Below are 15,575 nucleotides of genomic sequence, written 5' to 3' on the forward strand. Positions count from 1 at the left end.
TATCTATTTAGCTGTGGGAGGAAAGGGGAGGAAAACATGGATTGGGAGAAACGGTTGGTCATGCCGAATGGCAAAAAAGCGGATTATCAAAAAGTTCACAATGGACGCTATTATAAGCTTACAGCCAGTCCGGTAAAACACAACATATTGAGTAACGTGGCGATAGAGGGGTTGGGTTATAACCAAGAGATAACAGGACCTCTTTTAGTGTTCGAGCAGGGAGAAACTATAATGATAGAAGTGGAAAATCAATTGGATAAGCCGACAGCACTTCATGTACACGGGCTTTCAAAGCCGGAAGCCCAGGATGGTGTTCCTGAAATTGAACCTACCACTCCGTATATACAACCGGGAGAGAGTCATGTATATACCTTTCAGGCTTGGCAGACTGGTACGTTTTTCTATCATGCATCAGATCCTGCTCATATAGTGCAAGGATTGTTGGGTCCGTTAGTGGTTTTGCCGAAACAGCCAACCGTGGCAGAAGTACCTTATCGTGATTATGTATTAGTCCTGCAGCAATGGGATATCCCGCAGGAAAACTTGGGAGAGGTGTCACCAGGGACATATCAGCCGAAAAAGTTTGATACGAATCCTAACTTTTTCACTATTAATGGAAAGTCTTTTCCCGATACGGAGGAGTTGTCTACAAAATATGGCAGGAAGATACGTATCAGGTTTATAAATAAATCGAGTGCGTCGCATTCCATGCACGTACACGGACATGACTTCCAAGTAACAAGGGTCAATGGATTTCCAAGATATAATATATTTGATGACACAATAAATGTCGCTTCGGGACAAAGGATAGAAATAGAATTTTGGGCCAATAATCCAGGAACATTCCCATTGAACGGTACCAAGACCTTTCATCAAACGAATAATGGTTCTTCACCCGGTGGGATGATAACGAAATTAGTTTATAAGGGAATCAGCTATAAATGATACTCAGCTATTAATAGTTTAATAAATTGTGAACATAAAAAAAGCTCGCGACATATTCAGTCACGAGCTTATTTATATACTTATTTTTCCCAAGATGTTGATCCAGCCTCATTACAGGGGAGGCTAAAAAAACTATTCGCTTGCTTGCAGTTTACTTTCTACTTTTGATACGACATCATTCACTGAACGGCCTGTTACATCCACAACAGGAACATTTATGTCGTTATCCGCTAAATCCTCTGATCCTCTTGTTACGCAGCAGTCACAGGAAGGTAAGTTTTCTTCATCTCTAAATATTTCTACTGTGTGTCCTTTTTCTTCTAAAGCCTGTTTAATATCCGTAAGTGGTTCTTCGACAGCAATTTTAGCCATTTAGATTACCTCCTTATTTTTAATGCATATTATATTTATCCGGAAATTTGAAAATTTAAACGTTGTACCTCTGGAAATGTAATTTATGGTTTACACTCTTATCACTAAATAATCTCCATTCGTCATATGTACCACGTCTGCCTTTAACCCTTTGGCAACATCAACCGTCATTTGCTTGAGCTCTTCGGCATCATCACTGTAGAGGAGCAGCGGACCGCCACTGATTACCCGATTTCTATCAGAAGTAAGGTAGGCTAAAATTTGATAGTTTGGTTTCATTGATCCTTCTCTGCCCATCGATTCTCATCCTTTCATATTAGTATCCATCACTGCATGGGATTTCTTTGTGCTCTCCAGCAGCGGGCATTTCTTAACTGCCTCTATGAAAGCATCTAAATCCCGTTTAATGGGTACAAGTGCGATTATCACCCGGCCTTCTTCATAGTCTTTCCGGGTAAATTGATACCTCTTTACTCCTAATGCACGACAGGCTTCAAAAAGGGCAGCCTGTCTCTGGCCAAAGTTATCCAGGTTGATTCTGAAGTGATTTTCCCTCGGATGGATGACCACGGCCATGCCTTCCTCACCAAATAATTTTTCCGCATTATCGGTGCCCAACAAATTGCTTACGTATATACCATCTACAAAAAGACTCGAATCTTTAACTTCTACTTTACCTTCTTTTACGTCCGCGATGTCTCCGACCGTTTTTCCTTTTGTAAACCGCTTTAAGTAATAAAACACGCCCATTCCTACGACTATGCCGCCTATGATGCATAGAAGTACATTTTGAATATGCAGTCCTTTATTCAGGATAGAGATTGTAATAGAAGTGCAGAGTGCCACGATAAAAGCTACATAATTTCGGGATTCAAAAGTTTTGGCAATACCATCAATATAAGCGCTCCCCCTGAAGGTGAATTCTGTTTCTTCTAGATCACTCAAGCTTTCTTTTTCCATCTTACGTACATCTCTGAACTGCTGCAGTGCAAGGGTTAAGAATGTGACTGCGACAAAATTTTTAGTCAGTAAAGCAGGGATGGCCACTGCTCCCAGTGAAGCTGCTACAACACCTGTAACGAGGTGAATCAATAGACCATTTGGGTAACTGGGATATTGTCGGAAGTCTTCTTTGATGGTTAATATTCTTGCCAAAGAACCTGCAATGATCGAGCAGATGATCACCAGCAAGGCATCTGAAGAGAGAGCTGCTTCCTGATTCAAAAAAGTTTCCTCCTTTTATCGAAAACGTTTCATTTAGTATTCGAAAGTCTAAACATAATATACGAGACTAAAGGGTTTAACTAATAGAGATACGTGAAATGTATTCATATGGTACCTAACTACATTATTGGGTTTCTTAAGATAAAGGAGTGACAACATGTCAAAGAAGCATTCTGCTGCAAGCAATACCAAGTTAGCATTTTTTCTGAATTTAATTTTTACTATCATTGAATTCATAGGTGGGTTTTTGACAAACAGTATTGCCATCCTGTCTGACGCCATTCACGATCTGGGTGATAGTATTTCATTGGGCAGTTCCTGGTATTTTCAGAAGCTGTCGAGTAAAGGCAGCAACAATAAATATAGTTTCGGCTATAAACGGTTTTCAACTTTGGGAGCCTTGATAAGCGGCACAATATTATTCTTCGGATCGATATATATATTGACTAAAGCCGTACCGCGTCTGTTTAATCCTCCGCATCCTGATGCACAGGGAATGCTTTGGCTCGCAATTCTTGGTGTAGGGATGAACGGATTTGCGGCATGGAGGCTTCATAAGGGCAGTTCTATGAATGAAAGTGTCCTATCCTGGCATATGCTCGAGGATGTGTTAGGTTGGGTCGGCGTGCTTGTGGTAAGCATTGTGTTAATGTTTAAGGATATTCATATCCTCGATCCGATTCTTTCTATTGCAATCACCTCTTTCGTACTCTTTAACATAACCCGTAAATTGATCAAGACTATTAAAATTTTCTTGGATGCAGTTCCTGAAGATGTCAATCTTGAGGCCATTCAGGCGAAGATAGAATGTCTGAAGGATGTTAAGAAGGTTCACCATCTGCATATATGGTCTATTGACGGTGAAGACAATGCCATGTCTGTTCATATCTTTTTGAATAAAGATTTGTCATCCGAAGAAGCAGAGGAAGTTAAGGAGGACGTGCATAATATCGTATCCGACTTGAATATTATCCATTCAATCATTGATATACATCCACCGAAAAAATGAGCAGGGAGAGAATCCTGCTCATTTTTGTTTGAGGAATGAACCAATATTTCGAGTAAGCTCGGGAAAAACGGTCTATTTAATGAAGGAATGGACCAAAATCTCTAGTGTGTATAAAAAAATTGGTCAATTCTTTGAGGAAGTGCACCACATCATCGAATGATTTATAAAAATATGGTCTATTTATTGAAGGAATGAACCAAAAATTCGAACCAGCTCGAAAAAGTTGGCCAAATCCATTGAGAAATAAGCCAATCAATTGGCTCGCCGTTGAAAAGTTGGTCTTCTCTGATCAGAGGACTTACCGCAGTCACTGAATCCGTTTCTTTCCTCCCATGAACCAATCTGTAAAGTTTGTGAATTGATTCTCAAGGTTATGGAACTTGCTTCGTTCATCCTTATTCATATCTTTTTTGACATCAAGTTCTTTGCGTAAAGGTTTCCAGTACCGCAGACTGATGAGTACAGCAGAAATGACAATACCGGACAAGCTGTATAATAACCAGGGAGCAGCTGAAGAAGTACCTAAGCTTAACAATTGCCCGCCAAAGAATTTACCTGTTCCTTCTCCAAGTCCTGATACAAAATTAGATAGACCGAAAAACGCTCCTATCATTTTAGCTGTACCAAGCCTTGTAATGGTTATGTCCATAGTAGGAACAATGAGCATTTCTCCAAAAACAAAAATAGCCCCGCTTAAAATAAGCCAATAAAAATTTGATGAAAAATATATAGTTCCGAGGCCAAAACCGATAAAGAGGATACCGACGGCTAATGAAAACATAGGGTGTATCTTATCGATAATATTCCTGGTGATAAGGGTCTGTAACAAAATAACAAGGATACTGTTAATGGTCCAGACCAAACTGACCATCCCCGGGTCGGACAATATGCTTTCAGCACGTAGAGGAAGGCTGATGGAAAGCTGGGTATATAATGCCCAAACAAATACCATGACCAAGGAAAACACCATGAAAGCACGTTTTCTGCCTATTTCTTTATATTCCTTCAATGCAATAGGCTTACACTTTTCATCCCCGCAGCCCTTTTGTAAGAATAGCCAAGTGATGACTCCCAATATTACATACAGTAGGGATGCTGCAAAAAATACGATCGAAGAAGAACCGCCAAGAATGAAATAGGTTAACAAGCCGGCAGTTCCTGTTCCTAGGTTCGCAGCAATCCCCCTTAAAGAGAAAGCCGTCGTTTTATTTTCAGCTGTAGAAGCCACAACGGAAATTGCGGCCTTGGTGGAAGGAGCATTCAACCCTATTCCTATGCCGCTGATTAAGGCTGTCAAAATCAGGAGAGGGACTTCATTAAAAAGAGCATAGCCGCTTAGTGCCAAGGCGTTTATCCAGGCACCTAGTGCAATTACTGTACGTCTTCCGATTCGATCGGCCAATACCCCTCCTGATAGACTTCCTGCCTGGAATGCAAAAGGTGTAACAGCTAATATTAGTCCGATACTGCTAATATCTATCCCCTTTTGTGTTTTTAAGTAAATTGGCAGAATAGGAAGTACCATATAAGTACCTAAGTGAGAAAGAAGAACACCAAATAGTAAAATTCTTAATTGCGTTTTATTTGCTGCACTTGCTTTGAGAAAAGGCACTTTTCTCCCACCCTTCATTAATCCGTTTAAAATTAAGTTCCCTTACCAGTTTAAAAATTATTCTGAAGTACTGCAGCAATGAATCAAGCTTAGTGCCCTAAAACAATATTAAGCCTTTTAACCCAATGAAGTGGCAAAACCCCAAGTGTCTTTACATTTTGTTAATTTTATTATAAAATGATTGAATGGTTTCAACGATTTAATAGTTTACTAGTAAAAAGATGACGTGAGGTGAAAGTAAATATGTTTGATAAAATCCAAAAAAGCCACTTGAGCCTTTTCTTTTTAGCGGTTGTTTTATTATGGTTTAAAACATATTTAGTACAAAATATCGAATTTAAATTGGGTCTGGATAACAGTTTGCAGGAATTCCTCCTCTTTTTAAATCCATTAGGTTCCATCCTATTATTTTTAGGGTTATCCTTACTGTCAAATAAGAGAAAATTCCTATGGCTCGTTGTGTTTGACTTTATACTGAGCTTTTTATTATTTGCAAATGTGGTGTATTATCGTTTCTTTAGTGACTTTATTACAATTCCAACTCTAATGCAGACGGATAACTTTGGGGATGTAAGTACGAGTGTTACTTCACTTTTAAAGCCTTATGACATATTGCTTTTCCTGGACACAATTATTTTATTTGCCGTTGGACTGTTCCTTAAAAAGAAACAATCTATCAATGTTAATATTAAAGGCAGATATGTCGGGGCAATTCTGATATCGGCTGTTTTGATACTTGCAGTGAACCTGCATCTTGCCGAAAAAGACCGTCCGCAATTATTAACAAGAACGTTCGACCGCAACTATATTGTCAAGTATTTGGGGATGTATAACTATACGATATATGATGCTGTGCAGAGCATCAGGGTTTCTTCCAAACGGGCGCTTGCAGATTCGGATGATGTGGCGGAAGTTCTTGCCTATAACAATTCAAATTATGCTAAACCCAATCCCGAATATTTCGGTATTGCCAAAGGGATGAACGTGGTCTATCTCCATCTCGAATCCATGCAGAACTTCTTGATTGATTATCAGCTTCATGGTGAAGAAGTCACTCCGTATTTGAATTCTTTAACGAGAGATAAAAATACGTTGTACTTTGACAACTTCTTTCATCAGACAGCACAAGGAAAAACTTCAGATGCAGAGTTTCTTTTAGAAAATTCCTTGTACGGATTGCCGCAAGGTTCAGCATTCGCCCTAAAAGGAATGAATACGTACCAGGCTGCCCCTGCAATCTTAGGACAAAATGGTTATACTTCAGCTGTGTTCCACGGCAATAATGGAACATTCTGGAATCGGAATGAGATATATAAATCATTCGGTTTTGATAGATTCTATGATGCAAGCTACTATAATTTAGAATCAGACGAACTAGCGGAATACGGGTTAATGGACAAGCCGTTCTTTGAACAGTCCCAGCCATTACTTGAATCATTGCCGCAGCCGTTTTACACTAAATTCCTGACAGTATCTCATCACTTCCCTTATAAAATGGATCAGGAAAAAACAACGATTGCTCCTCATACAACAGGAGATGCATCGGTTGATAATTACTTCCAGACTGCAAGATATGCAGATGAAGCCATTAAGGAATTCTTTGATTACCTGAAAGAATCCGGATTATATGAGAATACGGTTGTCGTTATGTACGGTGACCACTATGGAATTTCAGAAAATCATAACAAGGCAATGGCAAAAGTATTAAATAAAGATATCACACCATTTGAAAGTGCCGGTCTGCAGCGGGTGCCATTAATGATTCATGTACCTGGAATGGAAGGCGGCGAAATGCATCAGTATGGCGGTCAAGTTGATTTACTTCCAACTCTTATGCATTTATTAGGAATTGAAACAAAGCCATACCTTCAATTTGGTACAGATTTATTATCTGAGGACCATGATGAATTGGTGCCATTTAGAAATGGTGATTTTGTAAGTCCTGAAATCACTTACACTGGCGGTAAGTATTATGACTCTGCGACTGGCGAAGAGATAGAAGGGACGGAAAGAGCAGAAGAATTGAAGGAAATGACTCAGAAAGAGCTGGGTTATTCCGACAGGGTTGTCGAAGGAGACCTTTTGCGCTTCTACACACCAGAAGGGTTTACCCCAGTTGATCGTTCAAACTATAAATATATCCTTGAGGATCCAAATGAGTAGTGTAACCAATTAATATGAAAAGTTGTTGAGCATATATGCTCAGCAGCTTTTTGTTTTGAGTAAGAGATCGGATTTTTGATTATGTGGAAATTATATTGAGAAAATGAATTTAGATTGATAAATAGTGTTTAATCATGGTATAAGTGTAGAGGAAGTAAAGAAGCGAGATATCTTTGCTTTTTATTTTTGTGGTTACATCGGGATTTTTCCTGATGACCTGATGTTGAAAGGGTTGAATTATGGAATGAAAGATAATTTCTGGCGTGATTTACCACGACCATTTTTTATATTGGCACCGATGGAAGATGTGACAGATGTTGTTTTCCGTCATGTAGTGAGTGAAGCAGCTCGACCTGATGTGTTTTTTACAGAGTTTACGAATTCGGAAAGTTATTGTCATCCAAATGGCCGCCAAAGTGTGCGCGGGCGTTTGACTTATACGGAAGATGAGCAGCCGATCGTGGCTCACATATGGGGTGATAAACCCGAGTTTTTCCGTGAAATGAGTATCGGAATGGCGGAAGAAGGCTTCCGCGGACTGGATATCAATATGGGCTGTCCTGTAGCTAACGTCGCAGGGAATGGGAAAGGTTCTGGCCTTATCCGCCGTCCGGAACTTGCAGCGGAACTCATTCAAGCTGCAAAAGCAGGTGGATTACCTGTAAGCGTGAAGACAAGACTTGGTTATACGGAAGTAGAAGAATGGCGTGAATGGCTTAAACACCTTCTGGAACAAGACATCGTCAACCTCTCCATCCATTTGCGGACAAGAAAGGAAATGAGTAAAGTGGATGCTCACTGGGAGTTGATCCCGGAGATTAAGAAACTTCGTGATGAAGTGGCTCCAAATACACTTTTGACGATTAACGGGGATATCCCTGACCGCCAAACCGGTTTGGAACTTGTTGAAAAATACGGTGTCGACGGGGTCATGATCGGCCGTGGTATTTTTCATAATCCGTTCGCATTCGAAAAGGAAAAGAAAGAGCACAGCAGCGAGGAATTGCTGGATCTCTTAAGACTGCATATTGACCTCTTCGATAAATACACAAACGAATTTGAACCACGTCCATTCAAGCCTCTTCGCCGGTTTTTCAAAATCTATGTCAAAGGATTCCGGGGCGCCAGTGAATTAAGACATCAATTGATGGAAACACAGACAACTGATGAAGTGCGAGCATTGCTTAATCAGTTTGATAGTGAAAATATTGATAGATAGAACCTTAAAAAGAGCTGCAGTCTATGACTGCGGCTCTTTTTATTTATGTGGAAAAAGTTCTTCTTTGTGCGAGGTTCTGAAAATTCACACAACAATTGGCCTATTCCTGCTATAATTAAAATTATACTTTTATCTATTAAAGGAGCGCCAGCATATGAGGAAGATCGCCACTTTAGTAAGCGCTGTCATTTGTGTTTTCCTTTTTTACTTTACAATTCGTTCAGCAATTGATGTTTATAGTGCCAGTTGGCAGTTGCCAGAGGAATCCAGTGAGAAATCTCTGGATGTACGTTTGGTTTTGATAACACAGGAGCTGGACACCCCTTTTTGGGATCAGGTTAGTTATGGAGCCAGATTTCAAGCGGAAAGAGAAGATGTCACACTGGAAGTATGGGGAAGCTATGGGAACAACCAGGAAAACTTTTTAAAGCAAATTGAATTAGCGATTTATTCAAAAGTAGACGGTATTATTGTTCAAGGATTGGATACGGACGGGTTTAAAGAATTAGCTAAGGTTAAGGCTGCCTCCTATGGCATACCTATCATCACTTTGGCGAATGATGTGCCGGCGTCAGAAAGTCTTAGAAAAACCTATGTGGGTTCTGACCAGCGCTTTGCGGGAGAATTAATCGCAAGGCAGCTTATCAGTGATATGGGTACATCAGGAGAAGTAATTCTCATGGTCGACAGCAAGCAGGAGTATTATCAAAAAGAACGATTGAGGGGAATTCAGGCCTCTCTTAAAAGGTATCCGAAAATCACAATGATTTCAGCAGAAGCTGAAGATAGCAGAGAGCAGGGCTCCGCTCTGACTAAGGATTTATTGAACCGTTACCCCAATGTGGATGCATTCATCGCAGTTAACTCTAATTTTACGGATGACATCATCGGGGAAATTGAAAAGCGTTCAAAAGTAGAACCATATTATATTTATTCCTTTGATGATAGCAGTGCCTCAATAGCATCTCTCAGAGAAGGAAAGCTTGATGGGATGATTGAGCAATCCCCTGAAGAAATGGGAGAACGAAGTGTGCACCTGATGGCCCAATGGCTGAATAATGAGAAGGTTCCACTCAATCTTGAGGGCTATTTGACTGATATTAAGATGGTAAAGGCGACAGACATACAATGACAAATATCCAGAAGAAGATTTGGATGCTCGCGGTAATCGTATTACTGATCATGGCGACTATATGGATGTCACTCACCCTTTATAATCAAAAAATGCAAGATCAATATAATAATATTCTTGAACGGTACTTAGTGTTGAATGAAATAAGGACGACAAGTCAGCAATTGGTTACAGGGTTAAATAATTACCTGCTTCTTCCTACTGCTGAAAATTTGAATAGCGTGAATCAAAGTATGCAAGACATTCTAAATAAGCAAGAGAAGGTTGCCGGCTTTGAGAATGCGGAGAATGAATTTGCCATGGCCAACTATGTCAACCTGCTTGATAGTTTATTAGAAGTTACAGACCGGGCCCTTGTGTTTCATTCAGAAGAGGGAATCGAGAACGCAAGAGATTCACTCAACGAAGCTACGTATATTTCCAATTATATTTCAGACACGACACTATCGCTCATTGATACGGAATTAAGTACATATGATCGATTGTATCGCGGAATCATTGATCAATCCGAAAAACTGAACCAGCTTGGACTTTGGCTGCTGCTATTAATTACATTCTTATTATTGCTTTATACCTACTGGTTTTCTTTAAGGATAACGAAACCTTTAGAAAAGCTGACACGGGCAGCCAGTGAATTATCAAAGGGACGGTTTGATTTGAAGATTGAAGTGGATTCCAAGGATGAGATGGCTTTTTTGGCAAGGATGTTTGAGCACATGAGAACCAATATAAATAAGCTGATTATCGAGATTCAGCAGAAGGCCCAGCTGGAAAAAGAACTCCAGGAAAGTAAGCTCCTCCTTAAAGAAAGCCAGCTTCGAAGCTTGCAAAGCCAGATTAATCCTCATTTTTTATTTAATACATTGAATACTGTTTCGAAAAAGGCCTATTTGGAAGGATCGGAAGAAACCAGCGATTTACTTGTCAGTATCGCGGGTCTCCTGCGCTATAACCTCAAACACCTTGATAAGACAATGACACTGTATGATGAGGTGAATGTACTAACACAGTATATGAGTATACAAAAAGCCAGATTTACAGACCGGCTTACATTTCATACTGAGATAGACGAATCCTGCCTGCATATTGAACTGCCTGGTCTGACCCTCCAACCAATAGTTGAAAATGCAGTCATATATGCGGTAGAACCAAACGAAGACGGCGGGACCATCTGGTTCAGGGTCAAAGATTCAGGAGACAGGGTTACGGTTGAGATTGAAGATAATGGTCCAGGTATGCCGGAAACTATCATTAAAAAAATCATGGATGAAGAAGAACTACATGAGCCAAAGAACGGGCATGCATCAGGAATAGGGTTGAGTAATGTAGTAAGACGTCTTCGGCTTTTTAATGGATATGAAAATGTGATTAATATTTGTGGGAAAGCAGGCAGTGGAACAAAAGTGACGATTGATATCTTAAAGGAGAGAGGAGTTGCAAGAGATGATCAAGCTGCTAGTGGTTGATGACGAGCAAATAGAACGTGATGCCTTGCAGGTAATTCTGGAGAGGAATTTCCCCGGCCTCATCATCAAGCAGGCGAAGAATGGCAGGACTGCTGTCGAGGCGGCGGCAGAATTTCAACCTGACCTAGTAATGATGGATATTCAAATGCCCGGCATGAATGGCCTTGATGCCATTGAAAAAATCAATCATGACTTTCCTCATATTAAGTTCATTATGATAACTGCTTACGCTACATTTAACTATGCCCATTCGGCATTGAAGCTTGGTGTGATTGATTATATGGTGAAACCAACCAAAGTTAGAGACATTGTGGAAACGGTTGGAAAAGCCCTCAATCAAATAAAAGAACAACAAAGGTTAAAGGAAGCAGATAAGGAGAAACAGGAGACATTACAAAAAGCCATGTCCGTTTTTGAAACGGATGTGGTCACACAGCTGTTGTTCGATCATGTCCATGAAGTCCATCTTCACGAGTTGGTGGATATGTTAAATATGGAAATGATAGAAGAGAAATTTGTCATGAGTGTAATGCTCCCCCCGGGGTCCGAAAGTTACTATTCCGCAATCAGGGAAAAAATCAGGAAAGCTGGGAGCGGCTGGCTTGGTGCATTATATGGCCGCCAATTACCCATCATCGTTTTCAAAAAACAAGGCCAATCTCACCGCTCACAAGCTACCTTGTTAGCAAAAGAAATTTTGAAACTCGTACAATCAGATGAAGACGCTGGGTGGTTCATTGGAATAGGAAGTGTCTATCGTTCGTTGGAGGAAATCAGGCAGTCTTATCAAGAGTCATTATTAGCTGCAAGGGATTTATCCCTACCGGTCAAATACCGTTTTTATTCTGATTTACCGACTCTTGCTCCTGGCTTTGATGAGCATACCTCCAAACAATATGAAAAGCAATTTTTTGACTATATCCGCAGCGGGGATTGGGAAGAAGTACAAACGATCATGAATGACTTGATTGACGGTTATGAGAAAGATGGTTCCGAATTATTGCAAACGCAACAGCGTCTTATGGAAATGCTTTGGATCATCTCCCAGGTACTGAGTGAAATGGGAGTAGAAATAGACTCACCACTCTATCCATTTAAAGCTACTGATTATAGGCAGTTACGTGCAGAGGCGAGTCATGTTCTGGAGAGGCTGCATCAATATTCACAGAAACATGATGAGAAATTGGAGGCAAATACAATCCAACAAATTAAGCAATATATAATTGAGCATGCCTACCAAGATATATCACTCGAGGAAATAGGTAAGGTAATCGGTTTGAGTCCGATATACATCAGTAAGATCTTTAAGGAGCAGCTGGGTGTGAATTACATCCATTTCTTAACCGAATGCCGTATAGAAAAGGCAAAGAAATTGATGAGGGATCCAGAGAAAAGCTTGAAGGAAATCACTTTTGAAGTTGGGTACCATGATCCTAACTATTTCAGTAAGGTATTCAAAAAAATGTGTCAATCTTCGCCGACTGAATATCGAAAGAACTTATTAGAAAATAAAAAGCTGGTGTAGGACAAATGATTAGTACTTTTCAAAGAGTGTTTATTTTGCTGTTCATGCTCATGTTCCTGCAGATAATTTCTTCTTGTGAGCAGCAAGAAAATCTGAGAATGGAAGATTCAATAAGCAGTAACTCTTATACGTCCCACGAAACAGAAACAGCCGGGGACGAAGTGAAAATTGGTTTCCTTATGGGAACATTACTCGAAGAACGCTGGCAAAAGGATCGAAAGTTATTCAAACAAGCGGTGGAAGAGCTGGGGGCTCAAGTGGAAATCATGTCAGCAGATGGTGATGATGCTTTGCAAATATGGCAAGCAGAAACACTGATCAGCCAGGGTATTGACGTGTTGGTCATAATTCCCCAGAATGCCGAATCAGCAGCAGCCATAGTAGAAAAAGCTCATGCTGCTGGTGTAAAGGTATTGTCTTACGACAGGTTAGTAACGAATGCAGAAGTGGACATGTATGTTTCCTATGACAATGAGAAAGTCGGGGAATTGCAAGCCACAGCTATTACAAGATTAGTACCTAAAGGTAATTATGTGTATATTGGCGGAGCAGAAATCGATAATAATGCACACTTAATCAAAAAAGGAGCATTTTCAATACTTCAGCCATTGATTGATAACGAGGATATAACCATTGTCTTTGACCAGTGGACGAAAGACTGGCTCCCGTCGAATGCAAAAACAAATATAGAGCTGGCCCTTGATGCAAATGGAAATCAAATTGATGCTATTATCGCTCCCAATGATACAACCGCTGGTGCCATTCTGGAAGTGCTTGAGGAGCGGGGACTCGCTGGAAAGATTCCGGTAACGGGTCAGGATGGGGACCTCGCAGCTGTCCGCAGAATTGTATCAGGAGAACAAGTGATGACGGTTTATAAACCGATCCAAGAATTAACAGAGATGGCGGCTCAACTTGCTGTTAACCTTGCCAAGGGAGAAGACATTGACAATGACCTGAGAATCAATAATGGTAAGGTGGAAGTGCCTTCCGTACTCCTTTCGCCGATTGCGGTAAATAAAGAAAATTTGGATGAAACGATCATTGCAGATGGATTTCATGAGAAAAAAGAAGTATACCAGCTGAATGACCATTAGAAAGGACATGGAACTTGAAAACTAAGTACTTCACTTTAGAGGTACAAAACAAAAAAATCTATAGTCTTTAGCATACGAATTTGCACCAATCTTCGTATGCTATTTTTTATTGGTATTACAGCATTACTACTGCTATTAAATGTTTTTTTGCATCTGGATTCACACACGTTTCCACACTGAAATATAAATTGCAGCCTTGCGATTTATGTAGCGAATCAAATAATGAAATGGCATGAAAAAAACCAAAACGGATTTTGTCCATTACGGTTAAATTTGCTTCTTCATAAGGGGAGAATTTGCCCTTATTTATCGTTAACTCAGTCGAGTAATGCAGTTTAAGGGGAATTTCTCCCCCTATTTTATGGATCTGTGATCACTCACTTAAGGATAAGACTTCCTTTGACTACTGACCTGCTCCCTTACTCGACCATTATTTCCACTTAATCTCCCAATCAGGCTGACAGTTTCGGTTGCACTTTACCTTACGATTTAGGGTGCATAGTAGTACTCATAAAATATGCCCTTTAAAAAAACCCACCTTAATTATAAGAAAATTTAAAAAGTACAGACGGATACCAAAAAAGTGCTATTAGTAAGCGTTTTCATAGAGGTTAAGGGTTGATATATTTAGATTGTTAGAACAACTAAACATTTTTGAAAGGGGTTACAGAAGGTGAAGAAATTATTCATTGTATTATCAGTTGCCATTATGGTGGTCCTTATTGCATCCGGATGCAGCAGCAGTACTGGAGGAAGCAGTGACCTTAAAGTAGGTATCGTCCTTCCGACTAAGGATGAGCAAAGATGGGTTCAGGATGAAGAGAGATTTAAAGAGGCAATCGCTGATTCCGATTACTCTGCTGAAATATTATTCAGCCAAGGCTCTTCGGCTAAAGAAAAGGAAAATGTGAACACATTAATCAGTAAAGGCATTGATGTATTGATTATTACTCCTGTTGACGGTGATTCAGCTGGCGGTGCGGTAGAAGCTGCTAAAGATGAAGGAATCACAGTTATTTCTTACGACCGCTTAATTACTAATACTGATGCTGTCGATTACTATGTAACATTTGACAGTGTAGCAGTTGGTGAAGCACAAGCACAATATTTGGTTGACCACACAGAAGGTTCTGGAATTCCGTTATACCTATATGCTGGTGCAGCAACAGACAACAATGCCTTCTTGTTCTTCGAAGGTGCATGGAATGTCCTTCAACCAAAAATTGCAGATGGGACATTTGTAATCGCTAACTCAAGTGAAGCTGAAGCACTAAAAGACAAAGCGGAATTATCACGTGAAGAAATGAGTAAAATCGTCAGTCAGCTGACGACTGGCTGGGATCCAAACGAAGCGAAAAACAAAGCGGAAACACACTTGACGGCAGCAGGTGCTGACATGAAAGGTGATGTAGCCATCCTTGGTCCAAACGATGACACTGCACGTGCGATTGCTGACGTATTTTCAGCAGACAGCGCCATTACAAGCTATGTGATTTCAGGACAGGATGCAACAAAGGCTTCCATACAGTACATTATCGATGGTAAACAGTCAATGACCGTATTTAAAGATGTTCGTACGTTGGTAAAAGATGCAATGGATATGGCATTAACCATCCTTGATGGTGAGAAACCTGAAACAACTGGTTCTTATGACAACGGATCCATTGAAGTACCAGCAAAACAATCTGATGTCATCAGTGTTGATAAAGACAATGTAAAGGCTGAGATCGTTGATTCCGGATACTATGAAGCTAGTGAATTTACGGGTCTGGAATAAAGAAGAATGTTAGAGAAGGAAAAGTGATAGGCTT

General features: G+C 40.2%; 13 protein-coding genes. 9 read left to right on the forward strand and 4 right to left on the reverse strand.

Annotated features, from left to right (window positions below; genetic code table 11):
- Positions 1-36 precede the first annotated feature (36 nt).
- Positions 37-945 (forward strand): multicopper oxidase family protein, encoded by a 909-nt coding sequence (locus ACOJQI_RS09715; RefSeq protein ID WP_421385024.1) that lies wholly within the window; start codon positions 37-39, stop codon positions 943-945.
- A gap of 132 nt (positions 946-1,077) precedes the next feature.
- On the opposite strand, the gene ACOJQI_RS09720 is transcribed toward ACOJQI_RS09715, so the two are convergent.
- The 3 genes from ACOJQI_RS09720 to ACOJQI_RS09730 form a co-directional block, all read right to left on the reverse strand.
- Complete coding sequence (locus ACOJQI_RS09720) at positions 1,078-1,317, reverse strand: YkuS family protein (RefSeq protein ID WP_421385025.1); 240 nt, start codon at positions 1,315-1,317, stop codon at positions 1,078-1,080.
- Between the two features lie 90 nt (positions 1,318-1,407).
- Complete coding sequence (locus tag ACOJQI_RS09725) at positions 1,408-1,614, reverse strand: capping complex subunit for YIEGIA (RefSeq protein WP_421385026.1); 207 nt, start codon at positions 1,612-1,614, stop codon at positions 1,408-1,410.
- Positions 1,615-1,620: 6 nt separating this feature from the next.
- Entirely contained in the window at positions 1,621-2,541 is a 921-nt protein-coding gene (locus ACOJQI_RS09730; protein ID WP_421385027.1) for a YIEGIA family protein, read from the reverse strand.
- Positions 2,542-2,698: 157 nt separating this feature from the next.
- Here ACOJQI_RS09730 and ACOJQI_RS09735 point away from each other — a divergent pair, with 157 nt between their 5' ends.
- Entirely contained in the window at positions 2,699-3,550 is an 852-nt protein-coding gene (locus tag ACOJQI_RS09735; RefSeq protein ID WP_421385028.1) for a cation diffusion facilitator family transporter, read from the forward strand.
- 307 nt (positions 3,551-3,857) lie between these two features.
- On the opposite strand, the gene ACOJQI_RS09740 is transcribed toward ACOJQI_RS09735, so the two are convergent.
- The gene (locus ACOJQI_RS09740) at positions 3,858-5,162 is read right to left on the reverse strand and encodes an MFS transporter (RefSeq protein ID WP_421385029.1); all 1,305 of its coding nucleotides are present in this window, start codon (positions 5,160-5,162) and stop codon (positions 3,858-3,860) included.
- A gap of 243 nt (positions 5,163-5,405) precedes the next feature.
- Between ACOJQI_RS09740 and ACOJQI_RS09745 the strand changes: the two genes are divergently transcribed.
- From ACOJQI_RS09745 to ACOJQI_RS09775, 7 genes are all read left to right on the forward strand, one after another.
- Positions 5,406-7,325: an LTA synthase family protein gene (locus ACOJQI_RS09745; RefSeq protein WP_421385030.1), complete on the forward strand. Its 1,920-nt coding sequence runs from the start codon at positions 5,406-5,408 to the stop codon at positions 7,323-7,325.
- A 244-nt stretch (positions 7,326-7,569) separates the two neighbouring features.
- The gene (locus ACOJQI_RS09750) at positions 7,570-8,544 is read left to right on the forward strand and encodes a tRNA dihydrouridine synthase (RefSeq protein WP_421385441.1); all 975 of its coding nucleotides are present in this window, start codon (positions 7,570-7,572) and stop codon (positions 8,542-8,544) included.
- Between the two features lie 154 nt (positions 8,545-8,698).
- Positions 8,699-9,676, forward strand: a complete 978-nt coding sequence (locus tag ACOJQI_RS09755; protein WP_421385031.1) for a sugar ABC transporter substrate-binding protein — start codon at positions 8,699-8,701, stop codon at positions 9,674-9,676.
- Positions 9,673-11,142: a histidine kinase gene (locus ACOJQI_RS09760; protein WP_421385032.1), complete on the forward strand. Its 1,470-nt coding sequence runs from the start codon at positions 9,673-9,675 to the stop codon at positions 11,140-11,142. Before ACOJQI_RS09755 ends, ACOJQI_RS09760 begins: the two co-directional genes overlap by 4 nt.
- Positions 11,120-12,667 carry a response regulator gene (locus ACOJQI_RS09765; protein WP_421385033.1) on the forward strand — a complete coding sequence of 516 codons (1,548 nt, stop codon included), beginning with the start codon at positions 11,120-11,122 and terminating at the stop codon, positions 12,665-12,667. The genes ACOJQI_RS09760 and ACOJQI_RS09765 overlap by 23 nt, the downstream gene beginning before the upstream one ends.
- A gap of 5 nt (positions 12,668-12,672) precedes the next feature.
- Positions 12,673-13,764, forward strand: coding sequence for a sugar ABC transporter substrate-binding protein (locus ACOJQI_RS09770; RefSeq protein WP_421385034.1), 1,092 nt, complete (start codon positions 12,673-12,675; stop codon positions 13,762-13,764).
- 709 nt (positions 13,765-14,473) lie between these two features.
- Complete coding sequence (locus ACOJQI_RS09775) at positions 14,474-15,541, forward strand: sugar ABC transporter substrate-binding protein (RefSeq protein WP_421385442.1); 1,068 nt, start codon at positions 14,474-14,476, stop codon at positions 15,539-15,541.
- Positions 15,542-15,575 lie beyond the last annotated feature (34 nt).

The organism is Bacillus salacetis (assembly GCF_049177075.1).
Classification (GTDB): domain Bacteria; phylum Bacillota; class Bacilli; order Bacillales; family Bacillaceae_B; genus Rossellomorea; species Rossellomorea salacetis_A.